Source organism: Pseudomonas sp. KBS0707 (genome assembly GCF_005937945.2).
Taxonomy (GTDB): Bacteria; Pseudomonadota; Gammaproteobacteria; order Pseudomonadales; family Pseudomonadaceae; genus Aquipseudomonas; species Aquipseudomonas amygdali.
This window is the reverse complement of record NZ_CP041754.1, coordinates 3083736-3108253: the sequence shown is the minus strand read 5'-3', so window position 1 is coordinate 3108253 and position 24518 is coordinate 3083736. Positions and strand designations below refer to the sequence as shown.

The window sequence follows — 24518 nt, the reverse complement described above, 5'->3', positions numbered from 1 at the left end:
AAATTATCGGGGTTCGACCGCGCCGGGCTGTGCCTCGGTGCGTTCGTCGTTAAGGGGGAAACGCCAGGCACACGGCAGTGCCAGCAGGATCAGCAGGCCGGTGGCAATGAAGACTTCATTGATGGCCGAAGGCGTGGCGGCCGGTCCCGCAGTGTTCAGGCGAAATTCCAGCCACAGCGAGGCGATGACAATTGCCAGCGACGCCACAAGACGGCGGGAAATGTTGTTCATCGCAGCGCCCTGCGTGACCATCGGCTCGGGCAAGGCATTGAGCCCAGCCGTCGTCACCGGCATGTAGGACAGCCCGAGGCCTGCGCCACGAATCATCATCAGCACGAACACCACGCCGATCGCCGTATCCGCCTTGAGCATGCCCAGCGCCAGGGTTGAAGCACCGGTCAGCAGCAGGCCGATGGCGACTACGGTGCGCGGACCATGCCGGTCCAGTGCCTTGCCACCCCACTGCCCGAACAGGCTGGCGAACGCGGCGGTACACAGCAGGGCCAGGCCGGTCCAGATCGGGTTGTAGCCCAGTACCGTCTGCACCAGCAGCGGCAACAGGACCAGGCATTCGAACATGCCGACCGACTGCACGACGGCAACGATCACGCTCAGACGGTAACCGCGCAGGTTGAACAGACGCAGATTCAGCAGCGGTGCCTTGCGACTCAACTCGACCCTGACGAAAGCAATCAGACAGGCCACTGCGACCAGCACCATGCCCTGATTGAACGGGTCGAGCAGCGCTTGGGCGTGATGCATGCGGCTGATGGCGATCATCAGCAAGCCGATGCCCGAGGCAACCAGCAAATAGCCGATAAGGTCGAACGGTTTGCGCTCGACAGGCTCGGAGTCTGGCAGCACGCCGACGCCCAACAGCAAGGCCAGCAGGCCGATGGGCACATTCATCAGGAACAGCGAGCGCCAGCTGAACCACTCCAGCATCAGGCTGCCGCACAGTGGCCCCAATGCCGGAGCGAGCATTACCGCTGCGCTCCAGAGCCCGGTCACCCTGCCCCGCTCATGCTTTTCATACACGGAGAAAATGATCGCCAGCGACAGTGGGATCATCAACCCGCTGGCGATGCCCTGCACCACTCGCGCAGTGATCACCAATGCGATGGAGTTGGCCAGCGCGCCCAGCAGGGAGCCACCGATGAACAGCGCCACACCCCACAGGTACAGGCGTTTGCGGCCAATGCGCTGACTGAGAAAGCTGGTCAGCGGCATGGTCATTCCCATGCTGGTCATGAACCCTGCAACGATCCAGGTGGCCAGCAACGGACCAACCTTAAACGCCTCCATGAAGGTTGGCAGCGCCGGGTTGAGCGAGCTATTGCTAAGGCTGACAGTCAGCGTACCGAGCAGCACATTGAACACCACCCAACGGCGTGGGACGTTCAGACTCATGTGCGAACCCGTTCGCCGTTGCGCACAAAGTGCTGTACCGGTCTTGGGTGGCAGAGAAAATCGACATGGGAGATGTTGTAGCCGTAAGCCCCTGCCAGCGGCAACACCAGCAGATCGCCGATGTTCACGCCTTTGAGCGGCTGCCGGCGACTCAATACGTCCTTTGGCGTACACAACTGGCCGACCACGGTGTAGGCCTGCTCCTCAGATGCGCCCGTCGCTGGCGCACACGGCACATGGATAACCGGATGGTCATGGCCTTGCGCAACCGGCAGACGAAACTGGTGAGTGCCGCCGCGGCAGACCAGAAAATGCTCGCCGTGGCTGGTTTTGCTGTCCAGCACCTCGATGGCGTAATAGCCGCAATAGGCGCTGATGAAACGTCCTGGCTCAAAGCGCAGGATCGGCGCATCACGCTGCTCGCCCAGGCGTTTTTCCAGATAACGGCACAGGCGCTGCCAGTCGAACTGCTGACTGTTCAGATAATCGACGCCAATGCCGCCGCCAACGTTGAAATGGGTCAGCTGCTCCGGGTAGCTGGCCAGTGCTTTCCATTCCTGCCAGCGCTGCAGGTAGAAATCCAGCAACTGCTCGTGACGCTCAACCGACATCTGATGGGACATAGCGTGTACATGGAAACCCTTGAGCGTCAGGTGGCTGGCGCTGTCTACGCGCCTGATCGCCTCGGCCAGATCGGTTTCGTCAATGCCGAACGGTGTGGCGGTGCCAGCCATCGCCAGCTTGCTCGACTGCGCGGCTGGCAACTGAGGGTTGATGCGCAGAAACACCGGCTGCACGCGCCCGGTTTCCTCTGCCAGATGTTGCAGACGCGCAATTTCGTTGAGGCTTTCCAGATGGATGGCTTCAACCTTGTTCAGCAACGCCGAGCGCAAGTCGGAGTCAAGCTTGCCAGGGCCGGAGAACACGTAAGGTTTGCGTGTCGGGCAGGCCATCACGCGCTCGATCTCGCCCCCTGAAGAGATTTCAAAGCCACTGACCAGCGGCGCGAGGGTTTCCAGCATCAATGCTTCGCTGTTGGCTTTGATCGCGTAATACAGCTCTACGCCCGCAGGCAGCGCGGCCATGACGTCAGTGACATGCTGTTGCAACGCATCCAGATCGTAGACGAAAGCCGCCAGCGGGTCGGTTTCCAGTGCCTGAGCTTCTTTGATGGCGCCCAGTACGGTTTCCGGCAACTTATGCATAACGTGCCTCCTTGGCCCATGGTGAAGCGAGGCGCACATAGTTGGCCTCACGGTCGGCCTTGGCGGCGAGCCGGACCTTCAGGTTGGTCTTGCAGGCAATTGACTGGCCGGCAATCAGCGCGTCCAGTTCTGGCGCAGGCAGCACCAACTCGTCGCGGATGCGTTGCAACTGCCGCTCGACCCGCTGCCACATCAGCGGCGCGAGGTGCGGACGTTCCCAACTCAAGGCCAGCACGGCCTCGGACAGGTTGTTGATCAGCAGGCAATAGGTGATGCGGTTCCAGCCTTGTTCGCGGGTGTAGAGCAATGACTGTCGAATCCGCGGGTGCAGCCCGACCTGAATGGCCTTGATGCCCAGTTCATCGGTCAGTTTGACGCCTTCGAAGTCGCGTAACAGCAGCTGTTGAGGGCGTCCGTTATCGTGAATCAATACCGCGTTCTGCAAATGTGGCTCCATCACGATGCCGTGATTGAAGAACAGCGCCATGACCGGGCGCAGCAGCAAGGCCTGGTATTCATCGAACCAGTCCAGCAGGTGCGGGTCCTCAAGTTCACCGCCGTTGAAACGCTCAAGGAAATCGTGCACCAAAGGCCGCGAACGCAGATCACGCGCGAACAATGTACCCGCCATCACGCTGCAGTCCGCGCTGGATCGGCGACAGAAGTTTTCCCGCAGAATCGCGCCGGTCTGCTCGCGAAACCAGTGGCCGTCGGTCTCGCTGGAGCCTTTTGGAGCCCAACTCATCGAACCCGGTTCAGCCACGGTGGACAGCCCGCCGAGGGTTTGCGGGCGGGTCTGCTGCAAGCGCTGAAACAATTCGTCGATGATCAGCGTGCTTTCCAGTTCGTACCAGGCGTTTTTCCTGACGCAGTTGGTAATGCGCACATTCAATGAGCCCTTGATGAAGTAGTCATGCCCTTCGATGTACCAGGTGCGCATCGAAGCCGTCGGGCTGGCCAGCGGCCCGCTGGTGCCCAGATCGGTGATCTGCCCGAGTTCGCTCAGGCGCTGCACACGGCGGTCCTGCATAAATAATTGGGCTTGTACCGGATGCATGCAGATCAGCGCATGCCCGGGCCTGGCCCGCGATTGATCCGCGAACCCTGACATCACCTCGGCTTCGCTCAAGCCATTGGAGGTGATTCGCAACCCGTCCAGAGGCACTTCGAACAGATGCAACGCGGTCTGCGCCTGAAACTCCGGGGCGTAGGTCTCCTGTGCCAGATGCGCAGGCCACAGACGCGCCTTGGGTGCCGGGTGATTGGGATGGCCGAACCACAAGCCCTGTTCGCTGGCCAGATAACCGCTCAGCGGTGCCGGGTGCTGACCGGTCATGTTGTGGGCGACTATAGCTGCAGTCAGGTGCTGGCTTTGCAGGACCTGATCGAGCAGTTCGTCGTTGCTGGCCCGGGTCATATGTTCGCAGGCGGCCAGCAACTGCCGGGCGAATACGGCAAAAGCCAGGCAGCGCCAGGTGCCCTGCCCCTGCCGCGCATAAACATCGGACAGGTAACGATGGCTGCCCAGATGGTCGCGGCGGTCCACCAGCACGAAAAACTGCTGCTCATTAGGCAGTCTGATGGTGAGTGGAATGCCCTTCCATTGCCCGCCATCCACGAAGCTGCCCGGCGCAATACCTTGCATGCCCTGGGGCCAAGTGTAATGAAGGCACTGTTCAGGCAGTGCGAACTCCTTGATCAGGCAATTAAGTAATGCACGAGTGGTTGCCAACTCGCTCACCATGTTTGATAAAACGGTGCGATCGGTATTAGTCATGTCTGCTCCACAGTCGCCTTGACGCTTACTGTTTAAGTGACGTCGCAACAAGCGTTGATTTATCGCTTGCGGCACAACGGCTTAACTGTCGGTATGGCTTATTATCTGCAACAAGCCAATTGATAATCTGTGCACGACGTGCGATGGGGTCGCTCAGTCAAACGTTGTGTGCGTGTTCTGTTTCAAGCGCAGTGATGTCCTCACTGTTAGTACTGCTTACGCGCTATTTACAAGCTGCTTACTTGCGCAGCTGGGCCAGTGCAGCCTTGAGGGCGTCCTCGAATCGCTGGATGACCAGTTGGCATTGTTCTTCGGTAATGATCAACGGCGGCAGCAAACGGATCACATTGCCATTTCGGCCGCCGCGCTCAAGTAACAGCCCCTGCTTGAAACAGTGCTGCTGAATGGCAACTGCCAGTTCCGGATCCATTGGCAAGCTGCCGAGGCGGTCCGCCGGTTTGCGCTCATCGACAATCTCGATGCCCAGCATCAGCCCGCGTCCGCGCACCTGGCCCATCATCGGATAACGTTGCTGCAAAAGGCCAAGCTGTGCCTTGAGCCAGTCCCCGCGCTTTGCGGCCTGGGCAGCCAGGTTTTGCCGTTGCAGCACTTCAAGGGTCGCAAGGCCGGTAGCCATCGCCATTTGATTGCCGCGGAAAGTACCCGCGTGATTGCCCGGAGCCCAGGCGTCGAACTCGCGCTTGAAGCCGAGCACGGCCAACGGCAGGCCGCCACCGACGGCTTTGGACATGACGATGACGTCGGGCTCGATCCCGGCGTGTTCGAAGGCGAACATCTTGCCGGTACGGCCGAAGCCGGCCTGTACTTCATCCAGAATCAGCAGAATGCCGTGCTTGCGGGTCACTTCGCGAATCTGCCGCAGCCATGCAGCGGGCGCTGGATTGACACCCCCTTCGCCCTGCACCGCCTCCAGAATCACGGCGGCCGGGAGCGACACGCCACTTTCCACGTCTTCGATGAACTGGGTGAAGTAATAACTCAGCGCCTCGGTGCCGGCTTCACCGCCAATACCCAGCGGGCACCGGTACTCATGAGGGTAAGGCAGGAATTGCACGCCGGGCATCAGGTTGGTGACGGCATTTTTCGGCGCGGTGTTGCCAGTCAATGCCAGAGCCCCGTGGGTCATGCCATGGTAAGCGCCGGAAAAGCTGATGATGTTGTGCCGGCCGGTGGCAGTCTTGGCCAGCTTGATTGCGGCTTCGACAGCATCGGCACCGGACGGCCCGCAGAACTGCAGGCAGTAATCGCGTCCCTGGCCCGGCAGCAGGCTCAGCAGCGTCTCGCTGAAGGCATCCTTGACCGCGGTGGTCAGGTCAAGGGTGTGCATCGGCATTCCGGACGTCAGGAAGCTGTCGAGACTGGCCATGATAGCTTCGTGATTGTGACCCAGAGCCAGTGTTCCGGCACCGGCCAGGCAGTCCAGATACGTGGTGCCTTCAACATCAGTGACCCATACGCCATGTGCCTTGGCGATGGCCAATGGCAACTTTCGCGGGTAACTTCTTACATTGGATTCAAATCTGCTCTGCCTGTCCAGATAGTTGGCATTGGTTTTCTGCGACGTAGTAGACTGCAATAAGCCATTATTCAACATCGGTTAGTCCTCGCTAAATGCTGGATGCAAACTATTATCATTTCCTTGAAAGTGCAACCCGTTGTTTCAAAAAACAAGATGAAATTTAAATGAACGTTATTGCTTACTTAAAAAGTAGCCAGGCACACGAATACGCCGCCTTATAAGTCGGAGTCATTCAAAGTGCCATCACTCAGTGGGACGATTGTTATTTATGTAAAGCACCTAAAGAGGGTCTTATATAGCAGACTCTTCTATGCTTATACTCAGGTTAATTATTTAATAGCCGCACACGTTATTCCTCGATGAGGACTGCCAGTTTGTTTACTACGCCGGTGAGCCCTTCCCTGGGCGTCGCGGTCGACTCAGAACCCGATAGTCGCTGACAGCAGATAGGTCCGGGGTGTCGACAGGGTCAGGCCCGGCTCGCTGTCATCCGACGCTCCGGCCGAACTCCAGTAATACTTGTTCATGATGTTCTCGACATTGGCCCGCAGTGTGATGTCCTTCTGATCGACCTTGAACGCATACCGCGCGCCCACGTCGAAGCGCTCGGAAGAATCGATGCTTTTGCTGTTGGCCTGGTCCAGGTACTGCGAGCTGGTGTAGATACCCCGCCCGGTCAGGGTCAGGCCCTTGACGCTCGGCACGTCCCATTCTGCGCCCAGATTGACGTTGTACTCGGGGGTGGCAGGTGCGCGATTGCCATCGAACGTGCCGTTGACGGTATTGGTCAGCTCGCTGTCGATGTACATCACCCCGCCCAGCAGACGGAAGCCCTTGAGCGGTTCGCCGAACATGGCCAGCTCGACGCCGTCGTTGCGGCGCTTGCCGTTCGGGCCGAAGACGCGCGAGGTTGTGTTGGTCTCGTAGGCCGGTTGCTTGATACGGAATACGCTGGCAGTGAAGGCGTATGACCCCAGGTCATATTTGGCCCCGACCTCGATCTGGCGGCTGACGAACGGCGGGAAGATCTGGTCTTCGTTCACCGACGTCGACGGCGCGATCTTGCCCTGGCTCAAGCCCTCCATGTAGTTGGCATACACCGAGAAGTCGTCGGTCACTTTGTACAGAATGCCGCCTGAAGGTGAGACCTTTTCCTCGTCGTAGGAGGTGTCGCCCTTGACGTTGTCGGTCCAGTCATCAACCTTGACTCGCTGCCAGCGGGCACCGAGTGTCAGCAGCAGGCGGTCATCGAAAAAGCCCAGAGTGTCGGTCAGGGCCACACCGCTGAAGCGGTTCTCGGTGTAAACCTTGGAGTCGGCCCGCGTGGGGTTGGAGGGGGTCGGCGTGTCGACCGGATTGTAGAGATTGCTCGGCGCGGCTGCGTAGCGTGCACCACCGTTTTCAAAGTCCATGTAGAAATAGCTGGCGGCCAGATTGACCTCGTGGCTGACCGGCCCGGTATTGAACCAGCTGCGTGCGCCGGCAGTGGCTGTGCGAACATTTTCGTCGCGGGTGAAGTCGCGCGGCTGAACGCTGAAGTCACCTGCATCGTTGGTGACCGATACCGCATGGCGCAGGAAGTCATGGTTACTTTTGCGCGCGCCGACACCGCCGTACAGCATCACCGAGTCGCTGAGGTCATATTCGGCATTCACTGCGCCGAAGGTATCCTTGGTGCGCGCCTTGCTCCAGGACTGCGCATAGTTGTCGCGAACATCGTTGGCGTTGGGCACCTTTGCATTGGCACCCACCTGTACGCGCTCCTGCGGGGCATCGGTATCGCGCTCGGTGTGCCCGATATCCGTCGACAGGCGCAAGCGGTCGCCGCGGAAATCCAGGCCCAACACGGCCATTTCGCGATCAACGCTCTGATGATCCCATTCAGTGTCGCCAGACTGCTTCACGCCATTGAAACGGATACCGAACTTGTCGTCCTCGCCAAAGCGACGGGCCACATCCACCGCCGCGCCTGCCTGCCCTTTGGACGCATAGCTGGTGGTCAGCTCGGTGATGGGTTTATCCGTTGCGCGCTTGGGGACCACGTTGATCCCACCACCGACACTGCCACGCGGCGAAATGCCATTAATCAGCTGGCTCGGGCCCTTGAGTATGTCTACCCGCTCGGCCATTTCCATGTCGATGGTGTATGTGGGCAGGATGCCGTACAAGCCGTTGTATGAGACGTCGCTATTGAACAGGCTGAAGCCGCGAATGGTGAACTGTTCGTAACGCCCGCCTGCCGGGTTGGTGGCACGCACCGACGGGTCGCTGGCAATCAGGTCGCCAAGGGTACGGGCCTGCTGGTTTTTCACCGCGTCCTTGGTGTAGGTGGTCATGCTGAACGGCGTTTCCATGAAGTCCCGCGAACCCAGCATGCCTTGCGAGCCTTTACGTGCCACTTGGCCGCCTGCGTATTCCTGGCCATCGGTAGAGCCGCTATCACCGACAATCGAGGTGGGTGCGAGTTGCAGGCCTGCGCTCGCGCTGTCAGGTGCCGGGATCAGCGTGTAAGCCTGCTCTCCGACGGGTACCAGTTGCAGACCGGAACCTTGCAGCAAGCGCGCAAAGCCTTCCTCGACCGCGAATTCGCCGGACAACCCCGAACTGTTTCGACCGTTCACCAGCGCGGGGTCTACCGAGAGGTTGACCCCGGCCTGACCGGCAAAGCGGGTGAGCGCGGCGCTCAGGCTGCCAGCCGGCACCTCATAGGCACGTTTGCCCGAGGTTTCGGCCCAACTGGTCGATACAAACAACGGACTGGAACTCAACGTCAGCAACAGGCTGAAATGCAAAAGCGGACGCAAACGGTAGGAAGACACTGCGGACATAGAGGGAAACTCTCGTATTTTTTGTGCACTTACCTGAAATGACCAGCGAGACAAAAAAAAGGGACAGCTTCACGCATTATTTTTTGTCGAAATGTTTTTTCGAGGCACCAGCGTGACCCAGTAACGGGTCCGCATCTGCACGTCCACCGGCAGGCTGGCAGCCAGTAACGAAAGCACGCGGTCGGTATTGTCGAGTCTGAAACTGCCCGTCACTCGCAGGGTTTCAAGTGCCGGCTCCCAGCGCAGCAAGCCAGGGCGGTAGCGGCCAAGCTCGCGCAGGAAATCGCCCAGAGACTGGTTCTGTGCGGTCAATACATCGTCGCGCCAGCCGGGCAGCAAGGCGTCGAAGGCGCTGACAGGCCCGGCTCCGCCCTGTTTGAGGCTGACCTGTTGTTGTGCATGCAATACCAGCACCGGCCCCTGCAGCGGATAGAGTTGCACCGCGCCGCTGACCACCGACACACGGCAGTCGCTCTGGTTGAGACGTACACAGACTTCACTCTGACTGACCACGACGCGCCCGTAGGGGCCCTCGATGGTCAGTGCTGCCCTGCCCGGCACCTTGAGTGCGATCTCGCCACGCACAAGGGTGACTCGACGTGCACCCAGATCGACATTCACCGCGCTGTCGGTGTTCAGTTGCAAGGTGCTGCCATCGGCCAGGGACAGACGTTTGTGCTCGCCGACGGAGGTTTGCAGGTCGGCACGCCAGACATCCAGCGGCAACTGACGGCCCACCAGCCAGGCGGTAGGGACCAATGCCACAGCGCCCAACGCTCTTTTGAGCGCCGCGCGTCTTGCTTTGTCAGGACGATCCAAAGTAGCCATAGCCAGATTGGCAGGCAGGCCGAAAAAACGCTGCCGCAGCTGTTGCGCCTTTTGCCAGGCACGCTCATGACTGGCAGAGCTGTCGCGCCAGTGCTGCAGCATGGCGTGATCTTCTTCGCTGGCACCGCCGGATTCCAGAAGCGCCAACCACTGCGCCGCCCTGCGTACTACCTCGCGTTCTTCGTTAGAAGGTGCCGAGCGAATCACCAATCCACCAGCAGGCAGTGTTCGTAGGCTTGCGCCATATAACGTTTGACGGTGCGTTCGGAAACATCCAGGCGCTCTGCGATTTCCCGATACCCCAGCCCCTCGAGCTGGCTCCAGAGAAACGCCCGGCGCACCACTGCCGAAAGACCGTCGAGCAACTCGTCCAGCGCCTGCAGGGTTTCCAGCAACAGCCAGCGCTGCTCAGGCGACGGCACGCTGTCTTCAGGCAACTGCGCCAGCGCTTCAAGGTAAGCCTGTTCCAGGCTGCGGCGAGTATAGAAGTTACTGAGCAGGCGCTTGCCCACCGTCAGCAGGTAAGCGCGTGGCTCCTGCATATCGGCGATCTGCTGAGAGCTGGACAGTACACGCAGGAACGTATCCTGACTCAGGTCCGCAGCATCCCAGGCATTCCCCATGCGTCTGCGCAACCAGCTTTCCAGCCAGCCATGATGATCGCGGTAAAGGGAATGCAAGGTCTGCTGTGATAGCGTCGCTGCTTCAGTCATGTCAAAAGCCTTGAGCGATGGGTGCGCCAAATGAGACTGATTCTAATTAGTGTTATATCCCGAGTCCACGCTCTTTTTTTCAAAAAGCCCGCCGCCGCTGCGTAAAATCGGGGTCATTGGTCCGCAACGCGTTGATCTGCGCTGTATACAAGTGATTCACTCGAGCGACAAATAAACGCGATGTGTATCTTTTTTGTACCACTTTCGACGTAAATTTCTTCCGGGAAATCGATCAGTGGTTCGCCCCCGCCAATACGCCAAGTGCCGTACGATCAAGATGTCGCTCGACACGTCCCTCGCGGATCAACAGTGCCCTGTCACACAAATGGGCAACGGTATTCATGTCGTGACTGACCAGAATCATGGTCATGCCCGTGTCACGACGCAGGGCCTGGAGAAGATTGAGTATTTCCGCCTGAACGGTCATGTCCAGCGCCGAGGTCGGTTCGTCCAGCAACAACAGTGCTGGATTCAATTGCAGCGCACGAACGATGGCAACGCGCTGACGCTGGCCGCCGGACAGTTGATGCGGGTAGCGATCGAGCATGTCACCCGACAGGCCCACCTGTTCCATCGAAGCAACCAGATTGGCCTCATCGAAAGGCAGGCCGTTGATCTGCCGCGGCTCGCGCAGGCTGCGGCGGATCCGGTGCAGCGGATGCAATGACGCATAAGGGTCCTGAAACACCATCTGCACCTGCTGACGCAAGGTTCCCGTGAAGGCTTTCTGCGCGTGAAGCGGCTGCCCGAACAGGTTCACACTGCCCTGCCAGTCGCGCTGGAGGCCGGCGAGCACTCGCAACAAAGTCGATTTGCCAGAGCCCGACGTGCCGATCAGGCCAAAGCATTCACCCGGTTCGATTCTCAACTCTGCCATCTGCAGTGCAGTAAAGGCATGCAGGCCGCGTTTGAAACTTACCGTCAGTTCACTGATATCCACCACGCTCATGGCAGCGCCTCCATTAGTTTGCGATCAAGGGTCGCAAGTGCCTGACCATAGGTCAGAGCAGAGGGCTGACAGCGCCATAGCGTCTGCGTGTAGGGGTTACTGGCAGTTGCCAGTTCGGCGGCGTTGCATCGGTCGACAATCCGCCCGCGGTACATGACCAGCGCCCGGTCACAATATTTCGCCACCAGAGGCAGATCATGACTGATCAGCAGTAACCCCATGTTGCGTTGTTCGACAAGGCCCAGAATCAACTCCAGAATCTGATCGCGCAGGTCGCTGTCGAGTGCCGAGGTGGGTTCGTCGGCAATCAAAAGGCGCGGATCATTGATCAGCATCGCGGCGAGCATCACCCGCTGCCCCATGCCGCCGGACAGTTCGTGGGGGTAGCTGTCATACAGCGCCAGCGGGTTGGGCAAGCCTACAGCCTCCAGCATGTCGAGTACTTTTTCGCGACGCTCACGGCGTCCCAGCCGGGTATGCAACACCAGCGCCTCTTCAACTTGAGTGCCGACCCTGAGCACCGGGTTGAGCGAATACCTGGGGTCCTGCAACACCAGTGACAGACGAGTACCGCGCAGGCCCTGCCATTGCTTTGCCGTAAGGCTGCGCAGGTCATCGCCTGCCAGGCTCATGTGTTCGGCGGTCACCTGACCGGGGCGTGCGACAAGCCCCAGCAACGCACGCGCGGTGAGTGACTTGCCCGAGCCGGACTCACCCACCAGCGCGACCTTTTCAGTGCCCACAGTGAAATCGATCCCCTTGACCACCTCGATCAGTTCCGGGCCCGAGCCTGGAAAACCGATCCGCAAGCCCTGCACGTTCAACAGCGATTGTTCATGAGTCATGACGAGGATCCAGTACATCGCGCAGACCGTCGCCCAGCAGGTTGAAAGACAGGCTCGTCAGCAATATCGCGATTCCCGGTGCAGCGGCGACCCACCACTGATCAAAGATGACCCGGCTGCCGTCGGCAACCATCGAGCCCCATTCTGCAGTCGGTGGCTCGACACCCAGGCCAAGAAATCCCAGCCCTGCGGCGGCCAGAATGATGCCGCCCAGGTTCAGTGCTACACGCACGATTACCGAAGGCAGGCACAGCGGCAGGACGTGACCGATCAACAGACGCATGCCACGTATGCCCTGCAAGTGAGCTGCGGCCAGATAGTCGCTGTTGCGCAATACACTGGTTTCCGCCCTTGCCTGACGGGCATACGCGGGCCATGCCGTGAGCGACAGTGCCAGTGCCCCGTTGAGCAGGCCCGGCCCCAGAATTGCGACAAACGCCAAGGCCAGCACCAATTGCGGAAAGGCCATGATTATGTCGGTCAGGCGCATCAGGATTCGCTCGGCCCAGCCGCCGTAAAAGCCGGCAGTAACGCCCACCAGCAAACCGATGGGCAAGGTCAGCAGCAATACCAGCGTTACCAGCAGCAAGGTCGGGCGTGTGCCGTAAAGCAGGCGTGTGAACAGATCCCGGCCAAACGCATCGGTGCCCAGCCAGTGGGTGGCAGACGGCGGCAGCAGACGCTCCTGAATATTCTGCGTATTGGGATCAAAACCACTCAACAGCGGCGCCAGCAACGCCACAAGTACCAGCACCCCGATAATCGACGCGCCGATGAGTAATGCGGGTGAGCGACGCCATCCGCTGCGAGCCACTATATTGTCGAACGCTACGGAAACACTCATGACACCCCCCGTGTTCGCGGATCGATCATGCCAGCCAGCACATCGGCGATGCCGTTGACGACCACAAAACAGAGTCCGATAACCAGCGTGCTACCGAGGATCGCTGGTACGTCACCGGCAAACAACGCCGTGGTGAGGTAGCGGCCGATACCCGGCCAGGCGAAGACCGTCTCGGTGAGAATCGAGCCTTCGAGAAGACTGGCGTAAGACAGGGCAACGACGACCACCAGCGTCCCGGCAACGTTCGGCAACACATGACGCAACAGCACCCGACCACGTCCCGCCCCCTTGGCCAGCGCAGTCACGACGTACTCCTTGCCCATTTCTCCCAGCAGCGCGGAGCGTGTCATGCGGCAAATGCCTGCCATCGAGTAAAACGCCAGGACTAGAACAGGCAAGACCAGATGACTGAAGGCGTTGGCCAGCGCGCCGCTTTCGCCAGAGCGCCAGGTGTCCCACAACATCAATCCACTTCTCAATTCAAGGGTGTAGAAGTACGAATCGTCCAGACGCCCTGGCCCACCTGCCCATTGCAGCCTGGCGTAGAACAGCAGGAGCATCAGCAGACCGAGCCAGAAGATCGGCACCGAATAGCCAATCAGCGAGACCAGCCGCACCAGCCCGTCAATCCAGCCTCCCGGCCGCCACGCTGCCAGCAGGCCCAATGACAGGCCGAGGGTACTGCCCAGCAGAATGGCCAGGGTCGCGAGCTCAAGTGTGGCTGGCAGCGCACGGCTCAAACCTTCCAGCACGGGCTGCCCGGAGGTAATGGAACCCCCAAGATCTCCTTGCCCCAGGTTGTCCAGATATCGACCGAACCGCGCAGGCCAAGGTTGATCAAGGCCCAGATCGGTTCGAACCTGGGCCAGCGACGATTCGCTGGCGTGATCGCCAGCAATCCGTAGCGCCGGATCGACTGGCGATAGAGTGGTCAGCATGAATGTGAAGAACAACAGGCCGATCAGTGTTATCGACAACGACAACAGTCCGCTGGCCGCCACTTTCACTCTGCGTGAAGCCCCTGCTCTCACTTGCTTTTGCTCACCTGATCAAAATACGGCAGCGAAACGGTGATGTTCTGTAACACACCTTGCACGCCGTCATGTACCGCGACCTGGTTCTGACCTTGCAGCGCCACGACAAATGGCGAGCTTTGCTGCACAGTTTTTTGCAGATCGGTATACAGCACAACACGTTTTTGCGGGTCACGTTCGGCAGCAGCCGTGCGGGTTTCCTGGCTCAGTTGCGGGATATCCCACTGAGTGCGCCAGGCGATGGTTTTCGGACCGTTGGCGACGTTGTAAGTGAAGGCGCTCGCGTTGGAGTGAGGATCCAGATAATCCATCCCCCAGTAGGTGAAGATCAGCTGAAAGTCCCGGGCGCGCATTTTCGCCAGTAGCTCGCTTTCTACCAGCGGACGCACTGAAATCTCTATGCCGGCTTTGGCAAAACTGGCTTGCAGCGCCTGGGCAATATCCGTGTAGGGAGGTTGATTGAACACATTGAGTTCGATTTTCGTGCCTTCGGCAATACCACCCGCCTTTAAGGCGGCCTTGGCTTTATCGACGTCCAGTTTGAACGGTTTGTCGACCAGCGAGCCGATGACGCCCGCAGGGAGGAATGCCTGGTGGATGCTGTACTGGTTTTTCAACAGATCTTTGGAAATGCCCTGATAATCAACCAGCCAACGAGCAGCTTCCCAGAACGCCGGGTTCTTCAGTGCAGGCGCCTGCGTGCTGCCACTGTTGATGGCCAGGTAATAGATCATTGAGGACGGGAATCGCTGCACACTGACGCCCTTCTGCTTTTCCAGAGCGCTGAACTGGTCTGCGCCCAGATCGAACGCAAGGTCAGCATCGCCCTGCACCACCAACAGACGTCGGGTTGCCGGGTCAGTGACGTTCTTGAGGATTACTGTTTTCAGCTTGGGGGCCTTGATGGCATTAGGGTTGGCCTGAAGCACCAGCGCCTCGTGCGGCACGTAGCTGCGCAGCGCATAGGAACCCGTACCGGCTGAATGATTTTTCAGCCAGCCGTTGCCCAGATCAGCGTCTTTCGTATGCTTGCCGACCTCTACCGCGTCGACAATGAAGCCCACTGGCGTCGCAGACAGAATGCTCAAGGCAAAGGAACTGCCTACCGCCGCTGGCCAGGAAATCTTCACGTGTGTGTCATCCACGCGGGTCAGGAAACTGTCGACGTTTTCCGCCGTCCAGCCCAACTCACCGAGGATGAAAGCCGGAGATTTGTTCAGTTTGACCACGCGGCTCAACGAGTAAATGACGTCTTCCGGGCGAACACTGTTGCCCGAGGCAAATCTGGCACCGTCACGCAGTTCGAAAACCAGACTCTTGTCGTCGTCACCCGCCTTCCATCTGGATGCCAGGGCAGGCACCAGGCTGGCCGGGTTCTGCCGGTCTGGCTCAAGCAAGCGCTGATAGATATTAGCCAGGGTGTTGGTCGCGGTTATTTCAAAACTTTCGGCGGGGTCCAGGCTGGCAATGTCGTCTATTGAACGCGCCACCACCAACGTATCCGGGGGCGTTGCAGCCCAGGCTGAACCGCTGATTGTGATTGCCATAGCCAGAGCTGTCAGACGCCGCATCGTGAATTCCCTTATGAGCTTGAGTTATTGGGGAATGACGATATAGCGCATTTGGTAATATAAAAAAGACTGTTTAGTCATTAACTTAGAACGTTTTTCCGGGTTGAGACGCTCGGGGATAGGGCTGCGTTGCGGTTTGGGGAGTGGTGCGCAATAGGTTGCGCAATCAGCGGTCGCTTTAGATCACTTAAGCGCTTGCGAGACTCGCTTAGCGGCGCTTTGACGGCGTTGCGCAATATCTTGTAATCGCACGCAGAATCTCGCGCAGGTTTTATTGGATTTTCGACTGAAAAATCACTCCCGACTCAAATTTAACTCCTAACCTTTTGATTTAAATAAGTAAAAAATATTTGGCACTGTTCTTGTTAGCTTTTATGGCATTCAACTAGCCCAACTGTTCGTTTCTGTCTGGGCCTCGACGGTATCGATCACCAACGCCAGAACAGGGAATTCACACAATGACCAACGGCAGCCCTAGCGATGGACCATCCTGCGAAATGGACAAACTGATCGTCCAGATCGTGGGTAAGGATCATTCCCCATAATCGTCACGGTCCTACACACGGACTACTGCTTCAGCATCGCTATGAAGACCGTAAGATCAATTTTCATATGCTGATGAACGCCGACGACTTCCAGCAACGCCCCTGCGCACTCTGGGACTTCCTGCAAAACTACATGGACACCAGCGGCCCGATTCCGGACATCCCGTTGTTTGAACCGTACAGACACCTGGACCCGGTCACTGCCAGCTACGATCAGCAGCGCGGTCGCGACCCTCGCTACTGGATCGACATGGATGACGCCACTTTCAAGGCCGAGGTTGATACCATGTGGCAGCGGGTTTATGCGATCGATACGTTTAGCCGCCCTAACCTTATGGCGCGGTATGTGGATTACGGATCATGAGGTGCCATCTCACGCCTGAGGTGGATCCGCGCTCGATGTCACACGCTGGAGAGGCATAGCGCTTTCGGCAAGTGCCCAAATGCGTCGCGGCAGTCTGCATGTCAGCAGCATCACCTGAACGATCCAGACACCACCAGTTTCAAAATAACTCCGAAGGCGGCGGTGTGCCTTTCAACTGCAATGGCTCCGCCGCTGCTGCTCGCGCACGGTTCAAGCTCTGCGTGCAACGCCAACCCTCCTACTGACGGCCCGCCGGTGCAACAGCGCAACCAGAAACAGCGCCGTAACCGACAGCCAGACACTGACCAGCAGCACCGGTTGAGCGTTGTCGTCAGACACCCACTGCGACGCCAGCAACGGTCCGAATGCGCAGCCCAGCAGTTGCATGCCCGGAATGAGCCCTGCTATGCGTCCCGACGGGTCAATATGAAGCGCAATGCGCACTTGAAAAGGCGTCAACATCAGGTAGATCAGGGCAAAAAGACCGCACAGGCCCAGAAATACGTTCACGCCCTGATCAGCCGTTACATACATGCCCAGCGCAATGCTCGCCAGGAGCAGTGCGGCGGCGGCCAGCATCGAATAGTCAGGCACCCGGCGCACCAGCAAAATGCCCAGACAGCCGCCCAGGACCTGCATGAACAGCATCGCCGAGACAAGCAATTGAGCCGAGTGCGCATCCAGCCCTGCGTGAATGCCCAGCGGTTCCAGGTACGCCCAAAGCACGCCTACCGCCGAGAGCTGCATGAACACCAGCATCAACAGCAGGACCTGCTTCAGGTTCCATTTGAAGCCTGATATATCCGGTTGTTTGTCAGGCTGTTGCGGCAGGCGTTTGGGTAGCCAGGCAACAAACAGCACGGAGCCTGCGGTCAGAATTCCAAGAAACACAAAGCCTGCGTAGACGCTTTGATCAGGCAATATCAGGTATGCAAGTGTTGCAGCTATCAGCGCCTGAGCCAGTGTCTGGACCACCATGAACACACCTGCGACCCGATCCGGCGCAGGCCCCTGAACGATCAGGCTCACGGCCCCCCATAACAGTAGCCCCTCGGTCAGTCCCGCCAGCGCACGAGCCGCCGTTAACGGCCCGTCGCCAGTAACATTGGCCGTAACCAGGTCCATTCCGGCTGCGCACAGAATGGCGATGACCGTAAGCAGGCGCAGGTTGAGCATTGACCGCAGCAAGTCACCCAGTACCACGCCCAGCCCCAGCGCCACGATTTCGCCCATGGCTACCAGCCCTACGCCCTCAAGCGACACATGGTTTTGCGCGAGCAATTCGCCCAGCAGCAGCGGCTGCAGCCCCACCATCAGTACTGCGACAGAGCCCAGTGCCAATGCGGCACTCAAATGCCTGCGAGTTACAGCGGACGACGTTTGCATGGCATGCGCCTCTTGAGAAGTTTTAGTAACCGCGGGTTTCTGGTGGGATCTTGCCTTCGGCAAAGCACTGCGCCGCCCGCTTCTCGTCTTTCATCAGCCTTCCGTTGGCGACCAGCACCACCCACCAAGGCAGCAGCGTGAGGTGTGTGCCGCACGCCTTGGCCAGGGTGTAGGCTTTCGCGCATTTCTCGAACAATTCTGCGTTGAGCACCATTCGAGGGCCTGTGGTGCCCATCACAACCGGGATTCCATCGATAACCGCGGCATTGCCGCCACGCGTCAATGCACATGCCAGGGGCCGGTCAGCACTGGCGGGCGACCCCATGTGGCCTATATGACGTGCCTGCTCATCAAATAGAATCGGCAGGACGCCGCCAAAATCGACAAGGCTTTTTGCAAAGGCTCCACCGCCGATCAGGATTGCGCCGACATCGGTACGAACCCTATAGATCGCCGCGTGGGTCTGGCGCTCGTCCTCTGCGGAATCGGACAACGCGACAGCCTGGGGTGCCAGGTCGTCGAGTTTCCCCAGCCACATGCCCTGTTCGCCTGGCAAGCGCAATGAAATACTGCTGTGTGAGTCCACCTGACCCATCATCCGTTCGCGCAGCTCAAACCACTGTTTTCGAAGTAAATCGCGCATGGTGCTCACCTCACACCAATTGAAAAACGGCGTCGAACCGATCGAGCGCGTCATCAATGACGTCGTCGGTGTCTGCCAGACTGGTGTAGATACGGCTGCCCGCGAGGGTGATCAGGCCATGAGCGGTATACGCAGCCCCCATCTCCTCCATCATGTGCTTGCGGGTCTTGGCCTCATTGCGAGCCCTCAGCAGCTTGAGCGGATTACTGGTGTCGAGCAGCAGCACACCGGAAGTCTGCAGATGCACGATGGAGCCCATGTTGTAGGCAACATAAGGCAAGCCACGTCGATTGATGATTTCATCAAGTCCTGCGCGCATGCGGTCGCCCGCCCTGCCCGCTAGCGCCGGCGCATTCAGGCGGCGCGCCTCCAGCAGCGCGTAATAACCGGCGACGCACGACAGCGGGTTGGCCGACAGCGTCCCTCCTACGAACGCCCTTCGGGAAGATGTACCAATGCCACCGGCAAGCAGTTGCATCACATCTCTGCGTCCGCCAATGGCACCCGCCATCGGGTAGCCTCCTGTCAGGCATTTACCCAGTACCGTGATGTCCGGCATGACGTTGAAATAAGCTTGTGCGCCGCCCAGACCCGCACGGAACCCGGTGACTACTTCGTCGAAAATAAGCAGTGCGCCAAATTCGTTACACAGTGCACGCAACTGTCGGTTGAAGTCGGCGTGTACCGGGCGTGTGCCACTTTCCGGGCCAAAGGGTTCGACCATAATCGCTGCAGTGCCGCCACGAAGGCGATTGATCTGCAGCCTGCGGCGTAATGCATCCAGATTATTGGGCGGGCTCTCCTGGGTGTTTGCCGTGGCACCTCGCGGAATACCCACCGCCTCCATGCGACCGGTACCCGGCAGGCGCATGCCGTAGACCAGTTGATCGCTCCAGCCGTGATAGGCGCCGCCGATTTTAATCACCCACTTCTTGCGGGTGTAGGCGCGTGCCAGGCGTACCGCTGCCATCACCGCTTCAGTGCCCGAGCCCAGCAAGCGCAGCATGTCGACACCGGGCATCACTTCACAGACCAGTTCGGCGAGCTTGACCTCGTACTCATGCAGCAAGCCGGTCACCGGCCCGCATTCATCGAGAATACGGTTGACCTGTTTGCGAATGGCCGGGTGATTCGAACCCAACAAAGTGGGGCCACCCGCCTGTAGAAAATCGGTGTAGCGGTTGCCGTCGACATCCGTCAGGTGCGCACCTTTGGCCTGGGCGAAGGCCAGCGGAAACGGATAGTTGAACGCAAGATTGTGTTGCACACCTCCCGGTATGACTTTTTTGGCTGCCTCGGAAAGACGCTTGGAGCCCTGACAGCGCTCGTCGAAATAGCCCATGACCTTGCTCATTGCTTCGCGTTTGATCGGGCGAATGGGCTGCTTCACCAGTTCGTCGAACCGGCGGTAGAGGGAATCGACGTCCGGCCATTGCGATACAGCCGATTCGGGAATTGCAGGCATGCTGGCAGGATCAAGAGGTTTGTTCATGATTGAGTCTCTGAAAAAGTCTGAGGGCTGAGTGCGTGCGAGCTGGAACTGGTCAGGGCATTGATCAGGTGGGCCACTGCAGCGCGTGACTCAGGTTTTCCACGGGTATTGACTTTGATCTGGTTGACAAGATGATCACGGCAGAATGTTTCCAGGTCCTCCAGGCGCGTCAGGGTGGTTTCGATATCCGCACCGCAACACAGAACGCCGTGATTGCGCATCAGGTAAACGTTGTGATCTGACCGTATGGCCCTGCCGAGCTTGCCGGCCAGCCAGCCGGACCCGGACGGCGCATAACCCACCAGTTGAATGCGTTTGCCCAGCGACTTCCATGGCGGCGGGTAAGGCACGTCCAGCGCTTTGCCGAACAATGTGCAGGCACTGGCCAGGGGTTGGTGGGTATGGATACTGCAATTGACATCCGGGCGGCTGCGCAGGACTTTGGCGTGCAACTCGCTTTCCACCGAAGGCGAACGTTCACCTGAAAGTTGGCGCAGATCCTTGAGTCGCAGAACGCAGACATCCTCCGGTCGCATACTGAAATAATCGGTGGCCGACGGTGTGACCGCGATGTGCAGCGCGTCGATACGCAGCGCAAGGTTGCCGCCGGTGGCGGCGAAGAAGCCGCGGCGTGAGAGGTGCCGCGACAGGTCGACGATCTGTTGTTGGACATTGTTCATGGTGTCGTCTCCTGCGATGGGTTCAACCTGCGATACAGTGGTGCCAGGCGTTTGCGGACTTCCTTGAACGTGGCGAAGCGGTTGTCATACAGGTTTCGGGTTGAGCGGGATGGCTCGTACAGTCGATGCGGCCTTTGCAGTGTCGGAAGATCGTTGAACTGCAACTTCCCGAGCGCTACTGCAGCGATGAACGCAGCGCCGCGGGCGTTGGTCTGAATAGGATTGTGCGGTTGCTGAATGACCCGCCCGCAGACATCGGCCATGATCTGGCACCACACATCCGATTGCGCTCCGCCGCCGGTGGCGACGATGATTTCGCTCGACTGGCCGATAAACCGCGAGAACGGCTCCAGCATCCAGCGTGTGTTATGGGCAACGCCTTCCATGAAGGCCCGGATAATGTCTTCCCTGGAATGTTCGAGTTTCAGGTTGATCAAGCCGGCACGCAGGCTCGGATCACCAACCGGGGAGCGTTCGCCACACAGCCATGGCGTGTAGATCAGCCCCCGCGAACCCGGCGGCACACGCGCTGCAATACGGTCAAGCAAGGCATACACATCCGGCTGTTGCTCATCGCTCAACAGCTCGTCCGGGTGGTAAAGCACCTTGTCACGCAAAAACGACAGGTTGGCACCTGCAGCCGACTGCATGGCCATTGCCAGATAACGGCCCTTGACCGCACTGGGAACCGCAGCAATATGGTGGCGAACACTGGATTTCTTGAACGGTACATGAGCGCCTACCCAGGACGAGGTGCCCAGGTAAAGGTGTGGAGCAAAGTCACGTACCGTGGCACCAACAGCCACTGCCGAAGTGTCTACGGCACCCGCAACCACAGGCGTGGATCGAGGTAGCCCCAGTACATCCGCCAGCTCGGGTTTCAATGTGCCAATGACTTCGGTCGAGCCCACCAGCTCAGGCAGTTTGCCAGCGTCGATGCCCAGCGCCCTTATCAGCCCGTCATCGTAGCGAATGCGGTGAGGGTCCCGATTGTCGGTAATCCAGGCGGTCAGCATCGAGTCGCCTGTCGCACAGTAACGACCCGACAACCGCATGTTCATGTAGTCGAGAACATTCAGGAACTTGTGGGTCTTTTCATACCGTGCAGGGTCATGATCAAGGATGTAGGCCATGTGCCCGGCCGAGTCCATCCCGGACAGAGACGCCACCCCGCCTGTCAGTCGCAACGAACGCCAGAGCTTGAGTGGCCCGTAGCCGCCCAGATTGCACCAGCCTCCGCCCATTCGCTGTTTGATGGAGTCGGCGCCGCGCTTGTCCAGCCACAGCAGTGCCCGGCCAATCGCGGCCCCATTGCGGTCGACACAGACCGTGCCTTCGCTTTGCGTGGAGCAACAGATGGCCACGACCTGACGACGTCTGAGCGGGTCGGCTCCCAGTAACTCGTGGGCGCCAAGCATGAAAGCATTCCACCAGTCCTCCGGCTCCTGTTCTGCACTCAAGCCACTGACATGCAACGGCACACCGTGAAACGCCCAGGAACGGATGTCTACCTCCATGGAGACCAGTGCGCACTTGCAGCCGGACGTTCCCAGGTCAATCGCGAGGACGAGTTGCTCCAGGCCGGTAACCGCCTCAGGCGTCCGGGAAATGAAAAGCGAAGTCATAAAGGTCTACTCAGAATGTGCGGGAAATCGACGCCACCCAGCGATTGCCATCCGTGGTTCGCACATGTCCGTCGTCTTCGGCCATATACAGCTCACGCGCCCGGGTCTTGGTCGTCACCCAGTCGAGTCCCCAGTCAAAGCCCCACCAGTGATGGACCAGACCTACGCCGTAGTCAGCGAAGTTCGCTTCCGAGAAGTTGGCGATCTGCTGATAACCGGCGTGCAGTTTGAGGTTGGTATTGATGCCCAGCGCGTATTTATAATCCAGGTCATACAACATGCTGCCTCGGGAGTTCTGGTCACCCTTGGCGTAGCATTCCAGGCCTTTGGTCGGGTCTTCACGGAACTGCAATTGCGCCCCGCACACGCCACCGCTGTTGGCACCCCGGTAGTTCTTCGACAGCACCCTGGCAATTCGGCCTTCAAGTGCGCCATAACCGATTTCCAGCACGGCAAACTGACTGTTGTAATTGGTCGTATGCTCATCGCCCGGCGTGAAGGTCTCGAAGTCGAAGCGATTGGGCGCTTTGAACTGAGCCCCCGGAAACATCTCCGCCGCCAGCCCTACACCATAGTGCCAGGCATCGGGATCGCCAAAGCGATAACCCCCTGCGAGCAGCACTCCCAGACCATCACCGTCGAGGAACTGCTTCTTGCTGACCGTAGAAAATTCGGCAAGCGCCACCAGGCCTGTTTCATGAGCGACCTGAATGGTTACTCTGGCCCCTGGGCGATTCAGGGAATCGGAAATGCCGCGGGTGCGAATGTCCGAGCTGGCCTTGGCGGTGATATCCACCGCATAGCTCGACATTTCATCGGCGATAGCCAGGGTGCTGCCTGCTGCGGAGCACAATGCTGCAGCCATTACATAGCGAGTTGTATAAGTGCGCATGATTCTCTCCCACGCTGAAGGGCCGGATTTACAATTTGCAAACCGGGGCAGGAGGCAGTGTTGCGATACGCTCGAATTGCTCTGTCTTGCCGAGAACTTCGGTGCCGACAAAAGCCCTTACATTGAGGCGTCCGTCCTTGACCCGGACAGCGCCCTTATATTTTTTCTGATCACGGGGGTCGTACACCCAGCCATCGCGCCAGGCATCCTGGTCATAGCGGGTCAGCTGTAGAATCTGTACACCGCAGTCACTCGACGTCGAGGCAACATCCTTGACCCAGACAACCTGCCCGCAGATGGCGCCTACCTTGTCTGCGCAGTCGTCAAGCTTGACCACGGCGTCTTTTTCCGCCGTCAACCAAAGGCCCTTTGCCTCCAGCGGTCCCGCAGCAGCATGAATACCGGTGGAGCACATCAGAACAGAAGAGAGGAAAAGCCATTGCCGTGCGTTCATAGCGTCACCTTTTTTTATTTTTTGTTTTAACAGACCGTAACACTAACGACGCTTCAGTTATGATAGTCATCGCTACACGATAGTTATAGCTATCATTTTATCGTGGAGCAACTGTTTTTTTCGACCGTCCTGCTGACGCCCCACTCTTTTTTGACAGGTACTTATGGCCAGGCTGAAAACTGAACCCTTTCCTGCGCAGGTCGCAGGCAAAACTGCCGAACGCAAGAAGCTGCCTGCGCAGCAACGCGCTACTGAAACCTACGAACGTATTCTGGTCGCCACCGCGAACACCTTGTGCGAGGTCGGTATAGAGCGCTTGTCGACCAATCTGGTGTGCGAACGGGCTGGCCTTACACCGCCAGCGCTGTACCGCTATTTCCCCAATAAGTACGCGCTGTTGACGGTTCTTGGCGAACGTTTGCTGGAGAAACAGAACGAGCGGATTGATCACTGGATCACCCCCGAGCTGATCGCAGGTACGCCGCAGGCTCTGGAGCAGGCGCTTGCCGAACTGATTCTGGATACTTACCGGGTTACCGAAGCCACGCTGGGCGGCATGTGGACGCTGAAGGCTTTAAGGGCGGTTCCTGCGCTGGAGCATGTGCGGCTCGACTCTCACCGCAGGGTGTCCAAAGCCCAGGCCACGATCATCGCCAGCGCTATTCCCGAGGCTGACCCCAAGCAAATAGCAATGGTTGCCCGTGTGGCGGTCGAGATGATTCACGCCACCATCGAATTGCTGTTCGATGAGCCCCTGGACCCGGCGAAGACCTGCGCCATGGTAGCGGCAATGATCGTCAGCCATCTGGATCGCCTTGATCCCGAACCTGCACCTGACAAATGAATACGCGAAAACAGGTTGACCGTTTCGGCCACTTGAACCGGCCGGATCG

Annotated in this window: 21 protein-coding genes; 2 read left to right on the top strand and 19 right to left on the bottom strand. The window is 58.9% G+C overall.

Annotated elements, in window-relative coordinates:
• Positions 1-3: 3 nt before the first annotated feature.
• The 12 genes from FFH21_RS14605 to FFH21_RS14550 form a co-directional block, all read right to left on the bottom strand.
• Positions 4-1410, bottom strand: a complete 1407-nt coding sequence (locus tag FFH21_RS14605; RefSeq protein ID WP_004665379.1) for a DHA2 family efflux MFS transporter permease subunit — start codon at positions 1408-1410, stop codon at positions 4-6.
• Positions 1407-2615, bottom strand: a complete 1209-nt coding sequence (locus FFH21_RS14600; RefSeq protein ID WP_004662637.1) for a type III PLP-dependent enzyme — start codon at positions 2613-2615, stop codon at positions 1407-1409. The genes FFH21_RS14605 and FFH21_RS14600 overlap by 4 nt, the downstream gene beginning before the upstream one ends.
• Entirely contained in the window at positions 2608-4392 is a 1785-nt protein-coding gene (locus FFH21_RS14595) for an IucA/IucC family siderophore biosynthesis protein (RefSeq protein ID WP_054073175.1), read from the bottom strand. The genes FFH21_RS14600 and FFH21_RS14595 overlap by 8 nt, the downstream gene beginning before the upstream one ends.
• A gap of 238 nt (positions 4393-4630) precedes the next feature.
• Positions 4631-6007 (bottom strand): diaminobutyrate--2-oxoglutarate transaminase, encoded by a 1377-nt coding sequence (locus FFH21_RS14590; protein ID WP_002553746.1) that lies wholly within the window; start codon positions 6005-6007, stop codon positions 4631-4633.
• 344 nt (positions 6008-6351) lie between these two features.
• Positions 6352-8760, bottom strand: a complete 2409-nt coding sequence (locus FFH21_RS14585; protein ID WP_011168761.1) for a TonB-dependent receptor — start codon at positions 8758-8760, stop codon at positions 6352-6354.
• A gap of 69 nt (positions 8761-8829) precedes the next feature.
• The gene (locus tag FFH21_RS14580; protein ID WP_004665372.1) at positions 8830-9795 is read right to left on the bottom strand and encodes a FecR domain-containing protein; all 966 of its coding nucleotides are present in this window, start codon (positions 9793-9795) and stop codon (positions 8830-8832) included.
• Complete coding sequence (locus tag FFH21_RS14575; RefSeq protein WP_005757773.1) at positions 9792-10301, bottom strand: sigma-70 family RNA polymerase sigma factor; 510 nt, start codon at positions 10299-10301, stop codon at positions 9792-9794. Before FFH21_RS14575 ends, FFH21_RS14580 begins: the two co-directional genes overlap by 4 nt.
• A gap of 232 nt (positions 10302-10533) precedes the next feature.
• A complete protein-coding gene (locus tag FFH21_RS14570) occupies positions 10534-11250 on the bottom strand; it encodes an ABC transporter ATP-binding protein (protein ID WP_004662624.1) in 717 nt (238 codons plus the stop codon).
• The gene (locus FFH21_RS14565; RefSeq protein ID WP_011168759.1) at positions 11247-12095 is read right to left on the bottom strand and encodes an ABC transporter ATP-binding protein; all 849 of its coding nucleotides are present in this window, start codon (positions 12093-12095) and stop codon (positions 11247-11249) included. Before FFH21_RS14565 ends, FFH21_RS14570 begins: the two co-directional genes overlap by 4 nt.
• On the bottom strand, positions 12085-12939 hold the full coding sequence (locus FFH21_RS14560) for an ABC transporter permease (protein WP_002553740.1): 855 nt from the start codon (positions 12937-12939) through the stop codon (positions 12085-12087). The genes FFH21_RS14565 and FFH21_RS14560 overlap by 11 nt, the downstream gene beginning before the upstream one ends.
• Positions 12936-13946, bottom strand: coding sequence for an ABC transporter permease (locus tag FFH21_RS14555; RefSeq protein ID WP_004665365.1), 1011 nt, complete (start codon positions 13944-13946; stop codon positions 12936-12938). Before FFH21_RS14555 ends, FFH21_RS14560 begins: the two co-directional genes overlap by 4 nt.
• A gap of 20 nt (positions 13947-13966) precedes the next feature.
• Complete coding sequence (locus FFH21_RS14550) at positions 13967-15544, bottom strand: ABC transporter substrate-binding protein (RefSeq protein WP_011168758.1); 1578 nt, start codon at positions 15542-15544, stop codon at positions 13967-13969.
• A gap of 531 nt (positions 15545-16075) precedes the next feature.
• Between FFH21_RS14550 and FFH21_RS14545 the strand changes: the two genes are divergently transcribed.
• Positions 16076-16453, top strand: coding sequence for a hypothetical protein (locus FFH21_RS14545; protein ID WP_050542009.1), 378 nt, complete (start codon positions 16076-16078; stop codon positions 16451-16453).
• Positions 16454-16663: 210 nt separating this feature from the next.
• On the opposite strand, the gene FFH21_RS14540 is transcribed toward FFH21_RS14545, so the two are convergent.
• Genes FFH21_RS14540 through FFH21_RS14510 form a run of 7 tightly spaced genes read right to left on the bottom strand, consistent with a single transcriptional unit; the run spans position 16664 to position 23625 of the window.
• Entirely contained in the window at positions 16664-17839 is a 1176-nt protein-coding gene (locus tag FFH21_RS14540) for an MFS transporter (RefSeq protein WP_011168756.1), read from the bottom strand.
• Positions 17840-17861: 22 nt separating this feature from the next.
• Positions 17862-18482, bottom strand: a complete 621-nt coding sequence (locus FFH21_RS14535; RefSeq protein WP_011168755.1) for a hypothetical protein — start codon at positions 18480-18482, stop codon at positions 17862-17864.
• 10 nt (positions 18483-18492) lie between these two features.
• A complete protein-coding gene (locus FFH21_RS14530) occupies positions 18493-19974 on the bottom strand; it encodes an aspartate aminotransferase family protein (protein WP_011168754.1) in 1482 nt (493 codons plus the stop codon).
• Positions 19971-20654 carry a class II aldolase/adducin family protein gene (locus FFH21_RS14525; RefSeq protein WP_054072838.1) on the bottom strand — a complete coding sequence of 228 codons (684 nt, stop codon included), beginning with the start codon at positions 20652-20654 and terminating at the stop codon, positions 19971-19973. Before FFH21_RS14525 ends, FFH21_RS14530 begins: the two co-directional genes overlap by 4 nt.
• Positions 20651-22279, bottom strand: a complete 1629-nt coding sequence (locus FFH21_RS14520) for an FGGY-family carbohydrate kinase (protein ID WP_011168752.1) — start codon at positions 22277-22279, stop codon at positions 20651-20653. The genes FFH21_RS14525 and FFH21_RS14520 overlap by 4 nt, the downstream gene beginning before the upstream one ends.
• Before the next feature lie 10 nt (positions 22280-22289).
• Positions 22290-23171, bottom strand: a complete 882-nt coding sequence (locus tag FFH21_RS14515; RefSeq protein WP_010210556.1) for a TorF family putative porin — start codon at positions 23169-23171, stop codon at positions 22290-22292.
• A gap of 28 nt (positions 23172-23199) precedes the next feature.
• The gene (locus FFH21_RS14510) at positions 23200-23625 is read right to left on the bottom strand and encodes a DUF2147 domain-containing protein (RefSeq protein ID WP_005732110.1); all 426 of its coding nucleotides are present in this window, start codon (positions 23623-23625) and stop codon (positions 23200-23202) included.
• Positions 23626-23788: 163 nt separating this feature from the next.
• Between FFH21_RS14510 and FFH21_RS14505 the strand changes: the two genes are divergently transcribed.
• Positions 23789-24469 (top strand): TetR/AcrR family transcriptional regulator, encoded by a 681-nt coding sequence (locus FFH21_RS14505; protein ID WP_011168751.1) that lies wholly within the window; start codon positions 23789-23791, stop codon positions 24467-24469.
• The last annotated feature ends 49 nt before the right edge of the window (positions 24470-24518 follow it).

Coding starts and splice junctions, on each gene's coding strand:
- FFH21_RS14550 (WP_011168758.1), bottom strand. CDS start 15,544: ATGCGGCGTCTGACAGCTCTGGCTATGGCAATCACAATCAGCGGTTCA.
- FFH21_RS14525 (WP_054072838.1), bottom strand. CDS start 20,654: ATGAACAATGTCCAACAACAGATCGTCGACCTGTCGCGGCACCTCTCA.
- FFH21_RS14605 (WP_004665379.1), bottom strand. CDS start 1,410: ATGAGTCTGAACGTCCCACGCCGTTGGGTGGTGTTCAATGTGCTGCTC.
- FFH21_RS14595 (WP_054073175.1), bottom strand. CDS start 4,392: ATGACTAATACCGATCGCACCGTTTTATCAAACATGGTGAGCGAGTTG.
- FFH21_RS14530 (WP_011168754.1), bottom strand. CDS start 19,974: ATGAACAAACCTCTTGATCCTGCCAGCATGCCTGCAATTCCCGAATCG.
- FFH21_RS14565 (WP_011168759.1), bottom strand. CDS start 12,095: ATGACTCATGAACAATCGCTGTTGAACGTGCAGGGCTTGCGGATCGGT.
- FFH21_RS14570 (WP_004662624.1), bottom strand. CDS start 11,250: ATGAGCGTGGTGGATATCAGTGAACTGACGGTAAGTTTCAAACGCGGC.
- FFH21_RS14590 (WP_002553746.1), bottom strand. CDS start 6,007: ATGTTGAATAATGGCTTATTGCAGTCTACTACGTCGCAGAAAACCAAT.
- FFH21_RS14515 (WP_010210556.1), bottom strand. CDS start 23,171: ATGCGCACTTATACAACTCGCTATGTAATGGCTGCAGCATTGTGCTCC.
- FFH21_RS14510 (WP_005732110.1), bottom strand. CDS start 23,625: ATGAACGCACGGCAATGGCTTTTCCTCTCTTCTGTTCTGATGTGCTCC.
- FFH21_RS14535 (WP_011168755.1), bottom strand. CDS start 18,482: ATGCGCGATTTACTTCGAAAACAGTGGTTTGAGCTGCGCGAACGGATG.
- FFH21_RS14575 (WP_005757773.1), bottom strand. CDS start 10,301: ATGACTGAAGCAGCGACGCTATCACAGCAGACCTTGCATTCCCTTTAC.
- FFH21_RS14505 (WP_011168751.1), top strand. CDS start 23,789: ATGGCCAGGCTGAAAACTGAACCCTTTCCTGCGCAGGTCGCAGGCAAA.
- FFH21_RS14600 (WP_004662637.1), bottom strand. CDS start 2,615: ATGCATAAGTTGCCGGAAACCGTACTGGGCGCCATCAAAGAAGCTCAG.
- FFH21_RS14540 (WP_011168756.1), bottom strand. CDS start 17,839: ATGCAAACGTCGTCCGCTGTAACTCGCAGGCATTTGAGTGCCGCATTG.
- FFH21_RS14585 (WP_011168761.1), bottom strand. CDS start 8,760: ATGTCCGCAGTGTCTTCCTACCGTTTGCGTCCGCTTTTGCATTTCAGC.
- FFH21_RS14520 (WP_011168752.1), bottom strand. CDS start 22,279: ATGACTTCGCTTTTCATTTCCCGGACGCCTGAGGCGGTTACCGGCCTG.
- FFH21_RS14560 (WP_002553740.1), bottom strand. CDS start 12,939: ATGAGTGTTTCCGTAGCGTTCGACAATATAGTGGCTCGCAGCGGATGG.